Source organism: Advenella sp. EE-W14 (assembly GCF_012923605.1).
Lineage (GTDB): Bacteria > Pseudomonadota > Gammaproteobacteria > Burkholderiales > Burkholderiaceae_B > Advenella > Advenella alkanexedens.
Genome location: NZ_JAAVNG010000017.1, coordinates 59,847 through 81,137 on the forward strand (window position 1 = coordinate 59,847; position 21,291 = coordinate 81,137).

General features: G+C 48.4%; 17 protein-coding genes, 1 tRNA gene and 1 pseudogene. 3 read left to right on the plus strand and 16 right to left on the minus strand.

Annotated elements, in window-relative coordinates:
* Positions 1–15 precede the first annotated feature (15 nt).
* Complete coding sequence (locus tag HCX92_RS14420; RefSeq protein WP_169295661.1) at positions 16–1,110, minus strand: ornithine cyclodeaminase; 1,095 nt, start codon at positions 1,108–1,110, stop codon at positions 16–18.
* 143 nt (positions 1,111–1,253) lie between these two features.
* Between HCX92_RS14420 and HCX92_RS14425 the strand changes: the two genes are divergently transcribed.
* Complete coding sequence (locus HCX92_RS14425; protein ID WP_169295681.1) at positions 1,254–1,673, plus strand: Lrp/AsnC family transcriptional regulator; 420 nt, start codon at positions 1,254–1,256, stop codon at positions 1,671–1,673.
* Positions 1,674–1,787: 114 nt separating this feature from the next.
* Here HCX92_RS14425 and HCX92_RS14430 read toward each other — a convergent pair whose 3' ends face one another.
* A complete protein-coding gene (locus HCX92_RS14430; protein ID WP_169295662.1) occupies positions 1,788–2,996 on the minus strand; it encodes an ion channel in 1,209 nt (402 codons plus the stop codon).
* 127 nt (positions 2,997–3,123) lie between these two features.
* Here HCX92_RS14430 and HCX92_RS14435 point away from each other — a divergent pair, with 127 nt between their 5' ends.
* Positions 3,124–3,909, plus strand: a complete 786-nt coding sequence (locus tag HCX92_RS14435) for an enoyl-CoA hydratase (protein WP_169295663.1) — start codon at positions 3,124–3,126, stop codon at positions 3,907–3,909.
* 45 nt (positions 3,910–3,954) lie between these two features.
* On the opposite strand, the gene HCX92_RS14440 is transcribed toward HCX92_RS14435, so the two are convergent.
* The 3 genes from HCX92_RS14440 to HCX92_RS14450 all read right to left on the minus strand — a co-directional run bounded on the left by HCX92_RS14440 (position 3,955) and on the right by HCX92_RS14450 (position 6,389).
* Positions 3,955–5,343 carry an amidase gene (locus HCX92_RS14440; RefSeq protein ID WP_169295664.1) on the minus strand — a complete coding sequence of 463 codons (1,389 nt, stop codon included), beginning with the start codon at positions 5,341–5,343 and terminating at the stop codon, positions 3,955–3,957.
* Positions 5,344–5,420: 77 nt separating this feature from the next.
* Positions 5,421–5,639 (minus strand): hypothetical protein, encoded by a 219-nt coding sequence (locus tag HCX92_RS14445; RefSeq protein WP_169295665.1) that lies wholly within the window; start codon positions 5,637–5,639, stop codon positions 5,421–5,423.
* Between the two features lie 192 nt (positions 5,640–5,831).
* A complete protein-coding gene (locus HCX92_RS14450) occupies positions 5,832–6,389 on the minus strand; it encodes a hypothetical protein (RefSeq protein ID WP_169295666.1) in 558 nt (185 codons plus the stop codon).
* A gap of 114 nt (positions 6,390–6,503) precedes the next feature.
* Here HCX92_RS14450 and HCX92_RS14455 point away from each other — a divergent pair, with 114 nt between their 5' ends.
* Entirely contained in the window at positions 6,504–7,637 is a 1,134-nt protein-coding gene (locus HCX92_RS14455; RefSeq protein ID WP_169295667.1) for a PQQ-dependent sugar dehydrogenase, read from the plus strand.
* Between the two features lie 127 nt (positions 7,638–7,764).
* Here the strand turns inward: HCX92_RS14455 and serA are convergent, their stop codons facing one another.
* The 11 genes and pseudogenes from serA to HCX92_RS14510 form a co-directional block, all read right to left on the minus strand.
* Positions 7,765–8,994 carry a phosphoglycerate dehydrogenase gene (gene serA, locus HCX92_RS14460; protein ID WP_169295668.1) on the minus strand — a complete coding sequence of 410 codons (1,230 nt, stop codon included), beginning with the start codon at positions 8,992–8,994 and terminating at the stop codon, positions 7,765–7,767.
* A gap of 146 nt (positions 8,995–9,140) precedes the next feature.
* A complete protein-coding gene (gene rpoC / locus HCX92_RS14465) occupies positions 9,141–13,397 on the minus strand; it encodes a DNA-directed RNA polymerase subunit beta' (RefSeq protein ID WP_169295669.1) in 4,257 nt (1,418 codons plus the stop codon).
* Positions 13,394–17,509: a DNA-directed RNA polymerase subunit beta gene (gene rpoB, locus HCX92_RS14470; protein WP_169295670.1), complete on the minus strand. Its 4,116-nt coding sequence runs from the start codon at positions 17,507–17,509 to the stop codon at positions 13,394–13,396. The genes rpoC and rpoB overlap by 4 nt, the downstream gene beginning before the upstream one ends.
* 183 nt (positions 17,510–17,692) lie before the next feature.
* On the minus strand, positions 17,693–18,076 hold the full coding sequence (rplL, locus tag HCX92_RS14475; protein ID WP_169295671.1) for a 50S ribosomal protein L7/L12: 384 nt from the start codon (positions 18,074–18,076) through the stop codon (positions 17,693–17,695).
* 80 nt (positions 18,077–18,156) lie between these two features.
* Positions 18,157–18,681, minus strand: a complete 525-nt coding sequence (gene rplJ / locus HCX92_RS14480) for a 50S ribosomal protein L10 (RefSeq protein ID WP_169295672.1) — start codon at positions 18,679–18,681, stop codon at positions 18,157–18,159.
* A gap of 229 nt (positions 18,682–18,910) precedes the next feature.
* The gene (gene rplA / locus HCX92_RS14485; protein WP_169295673.1) at positions 18,911–19,606 is read right to left on the minus strand and encodes a 50S ribosomal protein L1; all 696 of its coding nucleotides are present in this window, start codon (positions 19,604–19,606) and stop codon (positions 18,911–18,913) included.
* Positions 19,606–20,040, minus strand: a complete 435-nt coding sequence (gene rplK, locus HCX92_RS14490; protein WP_014752666.1) for a 50S ribosomal protein L11 — start codon at positions 20,038–20,040, stop codon at positions 19,606–19,608. The genes rplA and rplK overlap by 1 nt, the downstream gene beginning before the upstream one ends.
* Before the next feature lie 57 nt (positions 20,041–20,097).
* A complete protein-coding gene (gene nusG, locus HCX92_RS14495; RefSeq protein WP_169295674.1) occupies positions 20,098–20,631 on the minus strand; it encodes a transcription termination/antitermination protein NusG in 534 nt (177 codons plus the stop codon).
* Between the two features lie 10 nt (positions 20,632–20,641).
* Positions 20,642–21,022, minus strand: a complete 381-nt coding sequence (gene secE, locus HCX92_RS14500) for a preprotein translocase subunit SecE (protein WP_169295675.1) — start codon at positions 21,020–21,022, stop codon at positions 20,642–20,644.
* Between the two features lie 39 nt (positions 21,023–21,061).
* Positions 21,062–21,137, minus strand: a tRNA-Trp gene (locus HCX92_RS14505).
* Positions 21,138–21,211: 74 nt separating this feature from the next.
* Positions 21,212–21,291: pseudogene (locus tag HCX92_RS14510) on the minus strand (elongation factor Tu); the annotation flags it as partial.

Genomic DNA, 21,291 nt, shown 5'->3' on the forward strand with positions numbered 1-21,291 from the left:
CCCAAGCATTAACGTTTAACCTGTCACGGCCGCATCTTTGACCTTATCCGTCAAAACCGGAATGGCAGGCCCTACCCCCAAATAAGAAAACAGGTCTTTCGGATCGGCCAGCTCGGGCACCAGTGAAATCGACTGCATAAAGCCCAGTTCTTTTGCCGCGTCACGCATGAACAGCATGGCAGAATAATCCTCCAGGGCAAATCCGACCGAATCAAACAGGGTAACCTGCTTATGATCACTGCGGCCCGGCTTTGTTTGACCAAACACTTCCCATAAATGCACCACCGGAAAATCTGCCGCTACATTCTGCAACTCACCTTCGATCCTGGTCTGCTCCTCAAACTCAACAAAGACCGGTCCCATTGACAGAATCTCGGGATGTAATTCCGTTTTACCGGGTGAGTCACCCCCCACGGCATTAATATGCATGCCCGGCTCTATCATATCCGGGGTAATAATATGCGCTTTGGCGTATTCGGCCGTGACCGTGGTGATGATATCCATCCCCTTGACTGCACTGGCCACATCGCTGGCAATCACAAACTTCATGCCGGTATGAGCCAGATTACCCGCCAGTTTCTCAGAAGCCTTGGGATCTTTATCATACAAATGGATTTCTTCAATACCCAGCAGGTAATGAAAGGCCAGGGCCTGGAATTCTGCCTGGGAGCCATTGCCAATCAAGGCCATGGTACGGCTGTTTTTGCGGGCCAGGTATTTGGCCACCAAAGCAGATGTGGCCGCTGTCCGGAAAGCCGTTGTCAGGGTCAGCTCTGAAATGGCCATTGGCATGCCTGTGGCCACATCCACCAGAGCACCAAATGCAATCACGGTAGACAAACCCTTGACCGGATTATGCGGATGGCAATTCACATATTTAAACGCATAATGCTTTTTATCGGCAATCGGCATCAGCTCCATCACGCCATCTTCCACATATTTGGCGACCCGTTTGGATTTATCAAATTCATCCCAACGCAAATAATCCGTCAGAATATAGCTTGCAACCCCTTCAAGGCAGGCTTTCATGCCTTTTTTCTGGACAATGGCAGCAATATCCTGTGGACGGATCAATTCGGTCATTAACTGATTCTGTAATAAGTGATTCATGCGAAGCCTCCTGTATTTATATTTATCATTCAAGCTGTTAGCTATAGTCTGAGGCATGACGCCATCAATTGGCAGTCCGCATTTTGCATACATTTGAGCAATTTTCTATCATAATGACAGAACACATTACCGGAATGACAATGATGGATACGATCGACCAGGCTCTGATTGCCCTTTTACGCCAGAATGCCCGCTATACCGTGGCCGATCTGGCCCAGAAACTGCAGGTCTCACGCGGCACGGTACGCAACCGCATGCTGAAACTGGAAGATGAAGGCGTGATTACCGGTTATTCGGTGCAGCTGCGCCCCACCAGCCAGAACCGGCCCATTACCGCCTGGATGAGTATTGCCATTGAAGGCAACGCCACCCGGCAGGCAGTGGCCAGCTTGCTGGGTGAACCCTGCGTGGTTGCCCTGCATGACACCAATGGCCGCTGGGACTTGCTGGCCGAACTGCAGGCGCAAACCCTGGATGAACTGGGGCAGGCACTGGAGCGGATCAGGCTGATAAAACATATCAATAACTCAGAAACCAGCATTCATTTGAAGAGTTATAAATAATCACGGTACCTTGGTTTTAATTAATGGATTAATGCCACCCGATACCAAGGTCGCCCCCATCGTGGCCAGTTCAACCGTTGTTTATTGCTTTACTTTATATTAACGATATTAAAGTTAACTATGATTTATGAGCAAATCAGCAATCGTATTATTGTCAATGGTCTCACCGCTTAAATACTTCATTAAAACCTCACTGCCCATTTCAGGCAATGAAAATATATAATCAACGTGCAAAAGTTGCAATTTCCGGCGATTACGTTCTTCATTAATCATGGTAATTGTTTTAACTTTATCACCCGCAATTTCTTTCACCGCCAATAAAATATAGGTATTTTCCACATCGCTCTTTTCCAATGCCATCACACAATACGCATCTTTTACAGAAGCCTTGTCCAGGGTCGCGATCTCGGCAACTTCTCCTGAAACCACAATCGCATCTGCAGGGAATAAATCCCGGTTTTTTTCATCGCATACAATAACAGTCTGCAAACCCCGTTTTTTCAAGCCGTTATAAACAAAAACCGCCAATTGGGAAGCGCCAACAATAACATAATGATCTTTCATTTTTAACAACCTTTTATGCACGATTTTGCGTGTATCAGTTGCCGCAATACCTGCCAAGTACACCACTGAAGTGGTAAAAATAGTAATACCAAAAAAAACGACACTAACCGTAAAAAGACGTGATTCTATCGTTACCGGAACGATATCTCCATAGCCCACCGTTGCCATGCTTACCATGGAAAAATAAAATGCCTGAAAAACATCGGTAATTTTTGGATTGAAGTGTGAACCCAGATATAAAGAACCCAATACTGAATACACATTAAGGATGGCAATACTGAAAACAGCCACTCCTGCTGTGTTGCTGATGCTCTGATTCGGAAAATGTTTCCAAAAATGTATTAGCAGAACCAATAAAACTGAAGAATAAGCACCATGAATCAAATAAGCACTACCCAGTGTTATATCCAGAACAAGCAATAAGACCAAGGCAATAACACTAAAAAACCAGGCTAGCCGGGCTCCTTTAAACAGGAAAAAACCAAATAAAACCAGGCAAGTACCTAATGCAAAACGGGGCAGTTCAAGTAAATGAAAGAATCCCAAGGTTTGCATCCAATGTACAAACTCACCGGTATCCTTGCCAAAGTGATGGGAATATTTATATAAAACCGGCAACGTCAACCAAAGCCCATTAATCATACTCAGCAGTGATAATAAAACTCGTAAATTTAAAATTGATTGGAAAAACGAGCCAATATATTTTGTTGCGTTCATAAGAATCCATAAGCGCTGGTTGTCTGCCAGTATTTTGATCATGGCACATGCCATGCATTTATTGTACCAAGCCGTTAAAGCAGGCACCCCAGTCCTGGGCATACTTCCTGAGGCGCCACGATCCTGTAATATATATAACATCATCCAATAATATCAATGAGGAGGCAATATGAATACCAATACCACGTCCATTCTGGAAACCATTTACAACCAAGGGGTTGTAACCCTGCGTCTGAACCGTCCTGCCCAGTTCAATGCACTTTCAGAAGCCATGCTGCAAGCTTTGCTGGATCAATTTGAAATACTCCAGCAAGATCACTCCCTGCGTTGCGTGATTATTGAATCCACCGGCAAAGCCTTTTGCGCAGGACATGACCTAAAGGAAATGCGCAGCCAGCCCTCTCTGACCTATTACCGTTACCTGTTTGCCAAATGCGGCAAAGTCATGCAGGGTATTCAGTCCCTGCCAGTGCCGGTCATTGCCAAAGTTCACGGCATTGCCACGGCAGCAGGATGTCAGCTGGTCGCTGCCTGCGATCTGGCCATCTGCACCGATTCGGCCAAATTTGCGGTTTCGGGTATTAATGTCGGCCTTTTCTGCTCCACACCTGCTGTGGCCTTAAGCCGGAATATATCTTCCAAAAGGGCCTTTGAAATGCTGGTCACCGCCCGTTTCATCGACGCCGCCACGGCACGGGATTGGGGACTGGTGAATGATGCCGTACCGGAAGCACAGCTTGATGAGCGGGTTGCGGCATTACTGGCTGATATTTTAAGCAAAAGCCCAACCGCCATTCGCTACGGCAAACACATGTTCTATAAGCAGAAACAAATGGCGCTTGCCGATGCTTATGATTATGCGGCCGATGTCATGGCGCGCAACATGATGGAAGAAGACGCGATGGAAGGGATTGATGCGTTTCTGGAAAAACGGGTGGCGATCTGGAAAGACTGAAATGACCTATCCAGGACACCCGTCGACCTGCTATACCGTGCGCCTTCACCCCACCATCGGATGATAAGCATGCCAGGCCGTCATGCGCTGTATTACGCTGGCAATCTGCAACAGCGTATATTCGTGATTGGCCTTGCCCACGAGCTGCGCACCAACGGGCAAATTCTGCGGATCAAACCCGGCCTGGATGGACAAGGCACATGCACCGGTCCAATTCACAAACCGGGTAAAGAAACCGATTGATGTACTGTTTTCATCGACCTGGTTTAACGGTAATGCCGTAAAGGGTGTGGCAGGAATCAGCAAGGCATCGACCCCGTCCATCCATTCCTGCCATATCGTTTTCATGGCCGCATGTTGCGCCAATAATTCCGCATAATTCCTGTCATCAATGTTCTGGCCGGCCAGAACACGCTGACGGACATTGGGATCAATTTGTTTTTCCGGGTCGGCAATATGCTTCTTATGCACACGCCATCCCTCGGCGGCAATCAGCCTGCCACAATTATTCATGGCGGTTTCCATGCTAAACGGCAAGGCTTTGCGTACCAATTTCGCCCCCGCCATTTCCGCCATACGGACCATATCTCGCACACCCAACCGTACACTGCGCTGGACTTGCGTTTCATACTGCTCATCAGGTAGAACACAAATCACCTTTCCACCCAGATCAGCGCCTTCAAGGCCATGAATCCGATAATTTTCCTGCAAACGCGACTGTGCAGGTGCATTCATCATGGCATCAAAAACAATAGCGGCATCGTCAGCACAACGCGTAAAGACACCCACACTGTCCAGGGAATGCGATAATGGCAAAACACCTTGGGTGGCAATGCGTCCCACCGTTGTCTTCAAGCCAGTCACACTATTCAAGGCAGCCGGAATACGTACAGAGCCACCCGTATCGGTGCCAATGGCAGCAGCCGCCAATCCGGCAGCCACGGCAACGGCAGAACCGCTGGACGAGCCCCCCGGAATGCGATGCTGCCAACGATCCCAGGGATTACGTGGCGTACCCAGCAATGCATTGGTTCCCCAACCACCGAAAGCCCATTCAACGGTATGTGTTTTCCCCAGGATTACAACACCATGTGCCCGCAGTTTTTCAATAACCTCAGCCGTTTCAGTGCTGATACGGTTTATCCATTCCTTTGAGCCCCCGGTTGTAATAGATCCTTCTATCTCACAAAGATCCTTGATACCCATGGGGATACCATCCAGCCAGCCCAATGATGCCCCTGCCTTGCGACGCGCATCCGACTCTCTCGCCTGTTCAAGGGCTTGCTCCGGAAAAACGTTGATATAAGCATTAAACGACTTATTGTGTTTGTCTATCCTGCTCAAAAAAATCCGTGTCAAAGCTTCTGCTGAAATATTTTTCAACTCAAGGTGAGCCGCCAATTCGATGATTGAACAGAATGCATAATTATCCATTTTCATACTCCTTCTTCAGGTAATGGTTCCGGCTTATTAAATAGGCCGGTTCCTGAAGCGTCCCCGGCAAAGGCATTTCACGCATAACGGGCTATTTCCAGCGAGTCCTTTACCGAGGCAAGGCCCTTCTTTACCAAGGTCCTCCCGAAAGGTGACTGAATATCCGTTGCTCCGGTAATATTCAATCCACTGCCAGCACTGACGCCAGGGATTGGCAACGCAAAGCTGACAGCAAGCACGCCTGCCAATATCCGCCTGTTCATTTTCAAATCCGATCTGCCTGATACGCTACTCATGATGCACTTCCATGTCAGTTAATAAACTCATAAAATATTAAGCAAGAACCGTGCCTAAGTGTTTTTACCTATATCGCACCGAAATGGCTTGCGCAGCGCACAAAAAATGGCAGATGCCCCAAATTGAAGCATCTGCCATGTACTCATTTAACTCAAAACGGATCGTTCCGAATTCAACTATTCCTGGAAAACTTACATGTCTTTCAATTTCTCCAGATCAATCGCCTTGGCATATTCTTTCTTGTCGTCCATGCTGGCAGAACCGTCAATGGTCACCATGAAACGGTTGGCCACCACCATTGTCAGTTGACCATCTTTGCCTTCCATGGCCATTTGTTTACCAATGCGGGTCATTTTCCCCATGGAACCGGCAATCATCGGGTTTTGAAATATCCCCATCATTTGTGACAGCATGGGAGAATCACCCATAATCGAGATTTTAAGCTTCTTGCCTTCCCTGGAGTAACTGCGGGATACGGCTATACCCCCCCCAAACATGGCTCCTCCCTGTGATTCATCAGAAACGGCCTGGGCCTCCCAGCCCGCCAATGGCTCTGGCAACAGTTCAGCCAATGTTTTTGCATTAAGCTGATTGATCAATTGCGTTGCCATACCCAATGACTGTTTGGCCATGACATAATCTTTCTGCTCATAAGCAGCCAGCGCTTCCTTAATGGCCTCTTCCACTTCATCGGCATGAGACACATTACCCACGGTTGTCAAAACCCCCGCCAGGCAGACTGCAAGCATTGATTTTCTCATAACATCCCCCTTTGAAAATAATACAAAACGTGACAGCCTAACTGTAGCACAGACCCATAATAATTTTGATGTATTATTTTTATGGATCGTCAAGGAGGCATTATGTTACATTTACTCAAAAAAACTGGCCTGGCCCTCTGCCTTGCAAGCACATTTCTGGCCTGCCCTGCTCTGGCCCAACACCCCTCCTCGTCCAAGGTTTCGATACAAGAGCTTGAAAATCGCCTGGAATATCCCTGGGGAATGGCTTTTTTACCCAACAACCAGGGTATTCTCATTACTGAAAGACCTGGTAGACTGCGCCTGTGGACGGCCCAATCCGGTCTTTCAGCCCCTGTCAGTGGTGTACCCAAAATTTTTAACAGAGGTCAGGGTGGTTTACTGGATGTCACCCTGGCTCCCGACTTTGCCACATCGCGGCATGTGTATCTTTCATTTGCAGAAGAAGACAATACCGGCAAGGCTGGCACCAGCGTAGGCTATGGCCGACTTTCCGAAGACATGAAAAAACTGGAAAACTTCCAGGTGATTTTCCGTCAGGAACCCAGGCTTTCCACCGGCATTCATTTTGGCTCAAGACTGGTGTTTGACGATAATGGCTATCTGTTCATCGCCCTTGGTGAAAACAACCAGCGCCATACTGCCCAGGAACTGGATAAATTACAGGGAAAAATCGTGCGCCTGCTTCCCGATGGACGCATTCCCAAGGACAACCCCTTCTTCAATGTGCCCGGTGTTCGCCCTGAAATCTGGTCATACGGGCATCGTAACCAGCAAGGCGCTGCCCTTAATCCCTGGACTCGCCAATTATGGACTCACGAACATGGCCCACGCGGCGGTGATGAAATCAACATTCCCGAACCTGGCAAAAACTACGGCTGGCCGGTCATTACCCATGGAATCAACTACTCTGGCACACCGATTCCTGAAGCGGCAGGCACCCATGCCCAGGGTATGGAACAGCCCGTTTATTACTGGAAAGTCTCCCCCGCCATCAGCGGCATGGCATTTTATGACAGTAACCGGTTTCCTGAATGGAAACACTCTCTTTTTATTGGCGCTTTGGTTGGCCAGCGGTTAATCCGTTTAGTTGTGGACGGGAACAAAATTACCGCAGAAGAAAATTTGCTGGAAGATCGCAATGAGCGGATTCGGGATGTTCGTGTTGGCCCTGATGATTATGTTTATGTATTGACTGATTCAAACAGGGGAGCACTCCTGAAAATTTCCCCATAAGAGGGCCATATCCAGGCCTTGTCCCTTGCAAACGCGAGTTTTTATACCCACCACACACCCCATCATGAAAACTGCCTGTTATACAGGCAGTTTTCATTAATTACAACAAGACAATCATAGCCACGAATCAATAAAGGACCCGGGTTTTAATAGTTCCCTCGATTTCCTTGAGCTTGGCAATAGCCTTGTCAGCATCCACATTTTCCACATCCAGTACCACATAACCAATTTCAGGATCGGTCTGCAGGTACTGGCCTACAATGTTCACCCCATCTTTCATGAAGAGTTTGTTAATCGCTGTCAACACCCCTGGACGGTTGGCGTGAATATGCAGGAAACGGCGGGCATTTTTGTTTTCCGGCAAAGACACTTCGGGGAAGTTAACTGCAGAAAGGGTAGAACCGTTATCTGAATATTTAACCAGTTTGCTGGCCACCTCAATCCCGATATTTTCCTGCGCTTCGCTGGTTGAACCACCAATATGGGGCGTCAGTATCACGTTGTCGAATTTGCGCAAGGGTGAAACAAATTCTTCATTGTTGGACTTGGGCTCTACCGGGAAGACGTCAATCGCCGCACCTGCAAGACGTTCTTCTTCCAGTGCCTCAGCCAGGGCATCAATATCCACCACCGTACCGCGTGAGGCATTAATCAGATGGGCCCCTTTCTTCATCTGGGCAATCCTTTCGGCACTCATCAGGTTTTTGGTCGAGGCATTTTCGGGCACATGCAGCGTCACAATATCACTCATATTGAGTAATTCGGTCAGGGTTTTAACAGGTTTGGCGTTACCCAGTGGCAGCTTGGCTTCAATATCGTAATAATAAATTTCCATGCCCAGGGCTTCGGCCAGCACGCTTAGCTGTGAACCAATATGGCCATAACCAATAATACCCAGTTTCTTGCCCCGAACTTCATGGCTGCCAACCGCCGACTTTTGCCACTGGCCACGGTGCACCTCGGCATTGGCGGCCGGGATCCGGCGCATCAGCAAGATCATTTCAGCCAGTACCAATTCGGCCACGGAACGGGTATTGGAAAAAGGCGCGTTAAACACGGGGATACCCCGTTTCTTGGCGGCATCCAGGTCTACCTGGTTGGTACCAATACAAAAACATCCCACTGCAATCAGTTTCTTGGCAGCCGCAAAAATGTCTTCCGTCAATTGGGTGCGGGAACGGATACCCACAAAATGTGCATCCGCAATGGCTTCCTTCAATTGATCGCTATCCAGTGCTTTTTTCTGATAATCAATTTGTGTATAGCCGGAAGCATGCAAAACATCAATCGCGTTCTGGTGAACACCTTCCAGTAACAGGAATTTGATTTTGCTTTTGTCTAATGAGAACTTTTCCATACCACTTTCCATAAGAAAATAACAATTCGTCTGACCATTGTATAGTATTTTACTCGGGTATTCTCCCATTGATAATCCCGAAATCCATAAAAAAAATCGCCTGACCGTAAGATCAGGCGATTTATCAGCTTAAACTACAGCAGTTGTTATTCTGCTGCAGGGGGTTCATCCAAAGATGTATTGTTGAACGGTGCGAAAATACTTTCCAGGGAAACCGGTGCTGAAGTCGGTTCTTCGAAAGGATTTTCCTGGGCACGGGCTGCCATCCGTTCTGCGCGTTCCGCTTCTTCTTTCGCTTTACGTGCATGGTGATAGGCAAGACCGGTACCGGCAGGAATCAGGCGTCCAACGATCACGTTTTCTTTCAGGCCGCGCAGTTCATCACGTTTGCCCATGATGGCTGCTTCGGTAAGAACACGGGTTGTTTCCTGGAACGAAGCCGCTGAAATGAAGGAATCGGTAGAAAGCGAAGCTTTCGTGATACCCAACAGAACGTTCTCATAAGTGGCCGGAATTTTGTTTTCGGCAATCATGCGATCGTTTTCATTCAGCAGTTCTGAACGCTCAACCTGCTCACCCGGGATGAATGATGTATCACCCGCGTCAACAATGTTTACGCGACGCAGCATCTGACGAACAATCACTTCAATGTGCTTGTCGTTAATTTTCACGCCTTGCAAACGGTAAACGTCCTGAACCTCGTTAACCACATAGGTGGCCAGTTGCTCGATCCCTTTCAGACGCAGGATATCGTGCGGATCGGCTGGGCCGTCAACAATCAGCTCGCCCTGGTTTACCACCTGACCGTCGTGAACCATGACCTGTTTCTCTTTGGGAATCAGGAATTCATGGGCAATACCGTCAATGTCGGTCAATACCAGACGCTGTTTACCCTTGGTGTCCTTACCAAAAGAAACGGTTCCGGTCACATCAGCCAGAATACCGGCATCTTTGGGTGAACGGGCTTCAAACAGTTCGGCCACACGTGGCAGACCCCCGGTAATATCGCGGGTTTTCTGTGATTCCTGCGGAATACGCGCCAGAACCTCACCCACTGCAACCTGCTGTCCATCACGAACCGTGATCAAGGCACCCACCGGGAATGAAATATTCACGGAATGGTCGGTACCGGCAATCTTGACTTCGTCACCTGTTTCATTCAGAAGCTTGATTTGCGGACGCATCATGATCTTGCCACCACGCGTCTTCGGTGTAATCACAACCAGTGTGGACAGGCCAGTGATCTCATCAACCTGTTTGGCAACGGTTACACCCTCTTCAATATTCTCGAAGCGGACAGTTCCGGTGTATTCGGAAACAATCGGACGGGTCAGAGGATCCCATGTTGCCAGGCGTGCACCAGCCTTGACCACTTCATTATCGCCCACCATGATGGTGGCGCCATATGGAATTTTGTGGCGTTCACGTTCACGATTGTTGTCATCAAAAATAACAATTTCACCTGAACGGGAAATGGCAATGCGTTCGTTCTTGGCATTGGTGACATAACGCATGGAGCTGGTAAAGCCAACCGTACCGGCTGATTTGGTTTCAACCGCAGAGGCCATGGCTGCACGAGAGGCTGCACCACCAATGTGGAAGGTACGCATCGTCAGCTGGGTACCTGGTTCACCAATTGACTGGGCGGCAATAACCCCCACGGCTTCACCGGTGTTAACCAGATAACCACGACCCAGGTCACGACCATAACAGTGGGCACACAATCCATGACGTGTTTCACATGTCAGCGGTGTGCGGATCTTGACTTCGTCCACGCCCAGTTTGTCGATCAGCTCAACGATATCTTCATCAAGCATGGTACCGGCGGTAATCACGGTTTCCTGGGTATCGGGATTAACGATATCCACCGCGGTTACACGACCCAGAATACGATCGCGCAACGGTTCGATAACCTCACCGCCTTCCAGCAACGCTTTCATCACATAACCCTGGGTGGTACCGCAATCGGTTTCGGTAATCACCAGGTCCTGGGTCACGTCAACGAGACGGCGTGTCAGGTAACCCGAGTTCGCCGTTTTCAGCGCGGTATCGGCCAGACCTTTACGGGCACCGTGGGTTGAAATAAAGTACTGAAGAACGTTCAGACCTTCACGGAAGTTCGCGGTAATTGGGGTTTCAATAATTGAACCGTCAGGCTTGGCCATCAGACCACGCATACCGGCCAACTGACGAATCTGTGCTGCAGAACCCCGGGCACCGGAGTCCGCCATCATATAGATGGAGTTGAACGATTCCTGACGAACGGTTTCACCAAAACGATCCACGACAGGTTCGGTTGCCAGTTGTTCCATCATGGCCTTACCGATTTTATCGCCGGCCTTACCCCAAATATCAACCACGTTGTTGTAACGTTCCTGGGCAGTGACCAGACCTGATGAATACTGCTTGTCAATTTCCTTGACTTCGCCACTGGCCTGGGCAAGGATTTCTTCCTTGTTGGTTGGAATAACCATATCGCCCATGGCAATGGAAATACCTGCCCGGGTAGCCAGACGGAAACCATTCTGCATTAACTTGTCAGCAAAAATAACGGTATCACGCAAGCCGCAACGACGGAAAGACTGGTTAATCAAACGTGAAAGTTCTTTTTTCTTCAGCGCCCGGTTCAGTACTGAGAACGGCAGGCCTTTAGGCAAAATTTCAGACAACATGGCACGGCCAACCGTTGTTTCAAAACGGCGCAGCACAGGTTGCCATTCATCATTTTCGTCTTTGACATATTCATTCAGACGTACGGTAATGCGTGATTGCAGTTCAACCACACCGTTGCCATAGGCACGATGCACTTCGGCCAGGTCGGCAAAGAACAGACCTTCACCCTTGCCATTGATACGCTCACGGGTTGTGTAGTACAAGCCCAGCACGATATCCTGTGAAGGAACAATGGAAGGCTCGCCACTGGCAGGGAACAACACGTTGTTGGAAGCCAGCATCAATGTACGTGCTTCCAGCTGTGCCTCCAGTGACAATGGTACGTGTACCGCCATCTGGTCACCGTCAAAGTCAGCGTTAAAAGCGGCACAAACCAGTGGGTGCAGCTGAATCGCCTTACCTTCGATCAGGACCGGTTCAAAAGCCTGAATACCCAAACGGTGCAGCGTTGGCGCACGGTTAAGCATTACCGGATGCTGGCGAATGACTTCCTCAAGAATATCCCATACCACAGGTTCCTGGGCTTCAACCAGTTTCTTGGCTGCCTTGATGGTGGTCGCCAGACCCATGGTTTCAAGACGGTTGAAAATGAACGGTTTGAACAGTTCAAGCGCCATTAATTTAGGCAGACCGCATTGATGCAAAAGCAGTTGCGGACCGACCACAATCACCGAACGGCCAGAGTAGTCAACACGTTTACCCAACAGGTTCTGACGGAAGCGACCACTTTTACCCTTGATCATGTCTGACAAGGATTTGAGCTGACGTTTATTGGCACCCGTCATGGCTTTACCGCGACGGCCGTTATCCAGCAGCGAGTCTACCGCTTCCTGCAACATCCGTTTTTCATTACGCAGAATGATATCGGGTGCTTTCAGTTCGATCAGGCGTTTCAGACGGTTATTACGGTTAATAACACGGCGATACAGATCGTTCAGGTCTGAAGTGGCAAAGCGGCCACCATCCAGCGGTACCAACGGACGCAAATCCGGTGGCAACACAGGCAGCACTTCCAGGATCATCCAGTCGGGCTTGATACCTGATTTCTGGAAGCCCTCAATCACCTTCAGGCGCTTGGAGATTTTCTTGATCTTGGCATCGGAAGAGGTGGCTTTCAGTTCGGCACGCAAGGCTTCTGCTTCACGATCGATATCAATCGTGCGCAGCAGTTCACGAATCGCTTCAGCACCCATCAGGGCGGTGAAATCATCACCGTACTCTTCCGTTTTGGCCAGGAAGTCATCGTCAGACATGATCTGACCGCGTTTTAGCGGTGTCATGCCTGGCTCGATCACGCACCATGCCTCGAAGTACAGAACCCGCTCGATATCGCGCAAGGTCATGTCAAGCACCATACCCAAACGGGATGGCAAACTCTTCAGGAACCAGATATGCGCAACCGGGCTGGCCAGTTCAATATGACCCATACGTTCGCGACGAACCTTGGTAACAGTAACTTCAACACCGCATTTTTCACAAATGACACCACGGTGTTTCAGACGTTTGTATTTGCCGCAAAGACATTCATAATCTTTGATTGGGCCAAAAATTTTGGCACAAAACAAACCATCACGTTCGGGTTTGAACGTACGATAGTTGATGGTTTCGGGTTTGCGCACTTCACCATAAGACCACGAACGGATTTTTTCTGGAGAAGCAATCCCGATCTTGATGACATCAAATTGTTCATCTTGCGAGATTTGTTTGAATAAACCTAGTAATCCCTTCATTCTTTACGCTCCAAATCCATATCGAGTGACAGTGATCGAATTTCCTTGACCAACACGTTAAACGATTCTGGCATACCTGCATCAATTACATGATCGCCTTTGACGATATTTTCATACACTTTGGTACGGCCGGTAATGTCATCCGACTTGACCGTCAGCATTTCCTGCAAGGTGTATGAAGCACCATATGCCTCAAGCGCCCAAACTTCCATCTCACCAAAGCGCTGGCCACCAAACTGGGCTTTACCGCCCAACGGCTGCTGGGTAACCAGTGAGTAAGGACCCGTAGAACGGGCATGCATCTTATCGTCAACCAGGTGATGCAGTTTCAAATAGTGCATATACCCAATCGTGACAGGACGCTCGAAACGATCTCCGGTACGGCCATCGAACAGATAAGCCTGAGTCCGTGAGTCTGTCAGTTGCAGCTGTTCTTTAATCTCTTCAGGATAAGCAATCTTCAACATGGTGTCGATTTCTTCTTCGGTGGCACCGTCAAATACCGGTGTTGCCAAAGGAACGCCATTTTTCAGATTATGGGCCATCTCGATGATCTGCTCATCAGTCAGTTCTTCAAGGTGAGCTTTGCTGCCGGTTGTGTTGTAAACGGTATTCAGGAACTCACGCAATTGCGCAACCTGAACTTCGCGCTCATCACGAAGCATGTCGGCAATACGATGACCAATACCTTTGGCAGCCCAACCCAGGTGAACTTCAAGAACCTGTCCCACGTTCATCCGTGAAGGAACGCCCAGAGGGTTCAACACGATATCGGCAGGGGTACCGTCAGCCATGTGTGGCATATCCTCAACCGGAGTAATACGGGATACCACACCCTTGTTACCGTGACGACCGGCCATCTTATCGCCAGGTTGCAGGCGACGCTTAACAGCCAGGTAAACCTTGATCATTTTCAGGACACCCGGTGGCAATTCATCACCCTGTGTCAGTTTCTTGCGTTTTTCCTCGAAGGCCAGGTCAAACTCATGACGTTTCTGCTCAACAGATTCTTTGATCTGTTCCAGGGCAACCGCATGGTCTTCATCGGCAAGACGGATGTCAAACCACTGCCAGCGGTCAACACCCTCAAGGTATTCGGCGGTAATGGCCGTGCCTTTAGGCAGACGATTAGGGCCACCATTAACGGTTTTTCCAATCAGCAATTTGCGGATACGGTCAAACGTATCGTTTTCAACAATTCGCAACTGGTCATTCAGATCCTGGCGATAGCGGCTGAGTTCATCATTAATGATGGATTCGGCACGCTTGTCACGCTGTACGCCTTCACGGGTAAATACCTGAACGTCAATAACGGTGCCCACCATGCCAGATGGCACGCGCAGGGACGTGTCTTTAACGTCAGATGCTTTTTCACCAAAAATCGCACGCAGCAGTTTTTCTTCCGGTGTCAGCTGGGTTTCACCTTTTGGTGTCACCTTGCCAACCAGCACGTCATCGGCACGCACTTCGGCACCAATGTAAACAATGCCGGATTCGTCAAGACGGTTTAACTGTGCTTCAGGTAGGTTACTGATATCCCGGGTGATTTCTTCGTTACCCAGTTTGGTGTCACGGGCAACAACGGTCAATTCTTCAATATGAATTGAGGTATAGCGATCATCCGCAACCACTTTTTCAGAAATAAGGATCGAGTCCTCGTAGTTATAACCGTTCCATGGCATGAAAGCGATCAACATGTTCTGACCCAGTGCCAGTTCACCCAAGTCGGTAGAAGCACCGTCAGCCAGAACGTCACCACGGGCAACGATATCACCGCGTTTTACAACAGGACGCTGGTTGATATTGGTGTTCTGGTTGGAACGGGTGTATTTGATCATGTTGTAGATATCCACACCTACTTCACCCGCCTGGTTTTCTTCGTCATTAACACGAATAACCACACGCTCGGCATCAACGTGATCAACAATACCACCACGTCTGGCCTGTACGGTTGTACCGGAGTCAACCGCAACGGTACGTTCGATACCGGTACCAACCAGTGGTTTTTCCGGACGCAAACAAGGAACGGCCTGACGTTGCATGTTGGCACCCATCAGGGCCCGGTTCGCGTCATCATGCTCAAGGAATGGAATCAGGGAAGCGGCAACCGATACGATCTGTGACGGCGCAACGTCCATGTAATGCACATTTTCAGGTGCTGTCAACATGGTCTCACCGGCTTCACGACAAGCAATCAGATCACCGGCAAAACTGCCATCCTCATTAAGCTCGGCGTTAGCCTGGGCAATCACATAACGGCTTTCTTCAATGGCTGACAGGTAATCAATTTGATCACTGACTTTTCCATCGATGATTTTGCGGTAAGGGGTTTCAAGGAAACCATACTCATTCAGGCGTGCATACAACGCCATGGAGTTGATCAAACCAATGTTTGGACCCTCAGGAGTCTCAATGGGACATACCCGACCATAGTGAGTCGGGTGTACGTCACGAACTTCAAAGCCGGCACGTTCACGGGTCAGACCGCCAGGGCCAAGTGCAGAAACACGGCGTTTGTGCGTAATTTCTGACAATGGGTTGGTTTGGTCCATAAACTGGGAAAGCTGGCTTGAACCGAAGAATTCCTTGATAGCGGCAGAAATAGGCTTGGAGTTGATCAGGTCATGCGGCATCAGGTTATCGGCTTCAGCCTGACCCAGACGCTCTTTCACGGCGCGTTCAACACGAACCAGACCGGCACGGAACTGGTTTTCGGCCAATTCACCAACACAACGGACACGGCGGTTACCCAGGTGATCGATATCATCAATCACACCCTGGCCGTTACGCAGCGCAACCAATACCTTGATGGTTTCAAGAATATCTTCATCGGTAAGCGTCATTGGGCCGGTAATTTCATCACCACGACCAAGGCGACGGTTCACTTTCATACGACCAACGCGTGACAGATCGTAGGTGTCTTCGCTATAAAACAGACGCTGGAACAGGGCCTCGACAGCTTCTTCAGTTGGAGGCTCGCCTGGACGCATCATGCGGTAAATAGCGATACGCGCAGCATTCTGGTCAACGGTATCGTCAGTACGCAGCGTTTGTGAAATATAGGACCCGCGATCCAGCTCGTTCGTGTAGATAGTCTGGAATTCACGAATATTGGCATCACGCATTTTCTCAAGCAAAGTCTCGGTGATTTCATCATTGGCATGAGCAATGATTTCACCGGTTTCTTCACTAATGATGTTTTTTGCCAACACTTCGCCAATCAGGAAATCTTCCGGTACGGAAATACGCTCGATTTTGGCAGCAGCCAAATCACGCAAATGACGGGTATTAATGCGCTTGTCTTTTTCAACAATGACGTTACCGTCTTTATCTTTCAAGTCAAACCCAAGGACTTCGCCTTTCCAGCGCTCAGGAACGAATTCCATGACAGCACCGGTTGATTTCAATTCATAATGATCGAAATCGAAGAAATGCGCCAGGATGGTTTCAGGCTGCATGCCGATGGCTTTGAGCAGAATGGTAACCGGCATTTTACGACGGCGGTCGATGCGGAAAAACAGAATATCTTTTGGATCGAATTCGAAGTCTAGCCAAGAACCGCGGTAAGGAATCACACGGGCTGAAAACAGCAATTTGCCTGAACTGTGGGTTTTACCACGGTCATGTTCAAAGAAAACGCCTGGAGAACGGTGTAACTGTGAAACAATGACACGTTCTGTACCATTGATCACGAAAGAACCGGTGTCAGTCATCAGGGGAATTTCACCCATATAGACTTCCTGTTCCTTCACTTCTTTAATAGTTGGTTTGCTTACTTCGCGGTCAAGAAGCACCAAGCGTACTTTGGCACGCAGGGGTGAAGCATAGGTCAAACCACGCAGTTGACATTCTTTAACATCAAATACGGGTTCGCCCAACACATAACTAACAAACTCTAGACGAGCCATGCCGTTATGGCTGATAATAGGAAATATTGAATTGAACGCAGCTTGCAGACCTTCGTCTTTGCGTGCCGACGAACGAGCGTCAGATTGTAAGAATGTACGGTAAGAATGTAATTGCGTTGCTAGTAAGTAGGGAACATCCTGAACGTCTTCACGTTTTGCGAAGCTTTTACGGATACGCTTTCTTTCTGTGTACGAGTAAGGCATGAGCACTCCGACTCGAGAGGTTGCACGGACTATGGGACTCCATAACCGTTAGGGTTTTACGACTCCACGAAAAACGGCTTTTTATTAATGTAGCACTAATTTTAATGCAATAAAGCACGTCTTTCCTGAAAGCGCAAAAACCCGGAGGTAGCAAAAGCCACTCCGGGTAACATTAAGTAAAGATTACTTAAGTTCGACTTTAGCGCCAGCTTCTTGAAGCTTTTTCTGGGCTTCTTCAGCTTCAGCTTTAGACAAGCCTTCTTTAACAGCTTTAGGAGCACCGTCAACCAGTTCTTTTGCTTCTTTCAGGCCCAGACCTGTCAGTTCGCGAACTGCTTTAATAACGTTAACTTTTTGTGCGCCTGCTTCAGCCAGGAAAACTGTAAATTCAGTTTGCTCAGCTGCTGCTGCACCAGCGTCGCCACCAGCAGCAGGTGCTGCTACAGCTACTGCAGCTGCTGCTGCAGAAACGCCAAATTTCTCTTCCATTTCTGTGATCAGTTCGGACAATTCCAGCACTGTCATGCTAGCGATTGCGTCCAGAATTTCTGCTTTGCTTAAAGCCATTTTAAGAACTCCAAATAAATAAATTTAATGCCAGGGTTTTGTATCGCTTAGTCTTTAAAAAAGATCCAATGAAGCTTGCCTTATGCCGCTTCTTTTTGATCGCGCACGGCAGCAAGGCCACGAACGAACTTGGTTGGAACTTCATTAAGCGTACGCACAAATTGTGCAACAGGTGCTTGCATGGTACCCAACAGTTTCGCCAGCAACTCTTCACGAGAAGGCATTGTTGCCAATGCTTTAATGCCATTTTCGTCTAAAAGATTGTTTGGCAATGAGCCAACTTTCAGAACGATTTTGTCATTGGTTTTGGCGAATGTAGAGAGTACTTTTGCAGCCGCTACAGGATCAGCACTGACCGCATAGATCAGGGGACCTGTCAATTTATCGGTCAAACCTTCAAAAGGCGTGCCGGCAATTGAGCGACGTACAAGCGTGTTTTTAAGAACACGCAGATACACACCAGATTCACGTGCAGTTTTGCGCAATACGGTGACAGAAGCGACGTCAATACCACGGTACTCAGCAACAATAATAGATTGAGCATTGGCAACCTGTGCCGATACTTCTTCAATTACTGCCGCTTTCTCATTACGATTGAGACTCACGGTTTGAACACTCCATCTAAAGACGCGGTGGGAACGGTTCCCAATTGCGTCAACCATATGCGGCGTACCTCTGGTAGAGCTCTGAATAGAATTCTTCCATGGGACGCCGTCTACGTTGGATCCGGAAACTTCCCGGGATTAAGTCAGATATAAACCGCTTATCCGACTCCAACGGTCTTTGACAGCAGTGTCTGGTGCACGACCAGACACAGCCCAAAGTTCTTTATAATCAGACTGCCAAAGAGGCAATCTCGACCTTGGCTCCGCCACCCATTGTGGATGACACAGCCACTTTACGCAGGTAAACACCTTTAGAGCTAGCAGGACGTGCTTTGTTCAAAGCATCAATCAGGGCTGCCAGGTTTTCCTGCAATTGTTCTGTACCAAAAGAAGCACGGCCAATTGTTGCATGAATGATACCAGCCTTGTCAGTACGATACTGGATCTGACCGGCTTTTGCGTTTTTAACAGCAGTGGCCACGTCAGGGGTTACAGTACCTACTTTAGGGTTTGGCATCAGGCCACGAGGACCCAAGATCTGACCCAGAGCACCAACAATACGCATTGTATCGGGTGAGGCAATCACGATATCGAAGTCAAATTGACCAGACTTGATCTGGTCAGCCAGATCTTCCATACCCACGATATCAGCACCTGCTTCTTTAGCGGCTTCAGCTTTTTCACCTTGTGCGAATACTGCTACACGTACGGTTTTACCGGTACCCGCAGGCAATACAACTGAACCACGAACCAACTGGTCTGATTTCTTGGGATCAATACCCAGTTGAACAGCCACGTCGATGGACTCATCGAATTTGGCAGTTGCAGTTTCCTTGACCAGGGTCAGGGCTTCTGTAACAGGATACAGTTTGGTGCGATCAATTTTTTCTGCAATTGCTGCAGCGCGTTTAGATAACTTAGCCATTAGTTTACACCCTCAACTGTGATACCCATGCTACGTGCGCTACCAGCGATCGTGCGAACAGCTGCGTCCAAATCCGCAGCAGTCAGATCTGGCTCTTTGGTTTTGGCAATTTCTTCAGCCTGTGCACGTGTCAATGTACCAACTTTGTCGGTATGCGGACGTGCTGAACCTTTCTGGATACCAGCTGCTTTCTTGATCAGAATGGTAGCTGGTGGGGTTTTCATGATGAAAGTGAATGATTTGTCTGCAAAAGCAGTAATCACCACTGGAATTGGCAAGCCAGGTTCCATGCCTTGTGTTTTGGCATTGAACGCTTTGCAGAATTCCATAATATTCAGACCACGTTGACCCAATGCAGGACCAATCGGAGGTGATGGATTAGCTTTACCAGCTGGCACTTGCAGCTTGATGAAGCCGACGATTTTTTTCGCCATTTTTAGCTCCTAACGGGTAATAGCGCAATAAAAACATTGCTCCCCGGGTTAATAAAATCAGACCTTTTCGACCTGACTGAAATCCAGTTCCACGGGAGTGGCACGACCAAAAATCGTAACACTGACACGCACTTTACTTTTCTCGTAGTTGACTTCTTCAACATTACCGTTAAAGTCGGCAAAAGGACCTTCTTTAACGCGCAGTGTCTCACCAACTTCGAACAATATTTTCGGACGGGGTTTTTCACCACCCTCTTCAATTTGAGACAGGATCTTCTCAACTTCTTTTTCGGAAATAGGGGTTGGCCTATTGCCTGATCCACCCAAAAACCCGGTAACACGGTTTGTATTTTTTACAAGATGCCATGTCTCATCGGTAAGATCCATTTCAACCAGGACATAACCCGGGAAAATACGACGTTCTGTGATGGATTTTTGACCGCCCTTGACTTCAATGACCTCTTCTGAGGGTACCAAAATGCGACCAAATGAAGTTTGCAAGCCAGCACGCTCGATTCTTTCGAGCAAAGCTTTGTGAACACTTTTTTCCATGCCAGAATAGACATGCACAACGTACCAACGTTTACTCATTTGCTTGTCCTTAGTTCCAGCCTAATACCACGCCATAGATAAGCCAACCTAAAACCTTATCTACAATCCACAGGAAAAGAGCCATGACACTGACGAAGGCAAATACAATACCCGTCATTTGAATGGTTTCTTTTCTGGTTGGCCATATTACGCGTTTTAATTCATTGTAAGAGCCGGTGGCAAAACTGATGATGCGCTTGCCAGGCTCACTGAACCATACCAGCAGAGCCGCAATGACCAAGCTGCCAACAAAAATACCGACTCGCGCATACGCATTTAAATCACTGAAAAACGAATACGCAAATATACCCGCAGCAACAACAATTATTGCCATAACAATTTTGGCTTTATCTGCAGGTTGGGTGATGGTTTCTACACTACTGTTTGACATTTGCTTGAGCAGCCTTTTTTTCGCGGCGCCATAATAAGGTGGCAGGGGCAGTAGGAATCGAACCTACAACCTTCGGTTTTGGAGACCGACGCTCTGCCAATTGAGCTATACCCCTAATGTTTTAATTTCCGTAATGACTCACGGAAATCTGGGTAGTACACCGTACTACCCATACTGCCATATTAACTGTTAAGCAGCGATTTTAGCAACAACACCGGCGCCAACAGTACGGCCGCCTTCACGGATCGCGAAACGCAGACCTTCTTCCA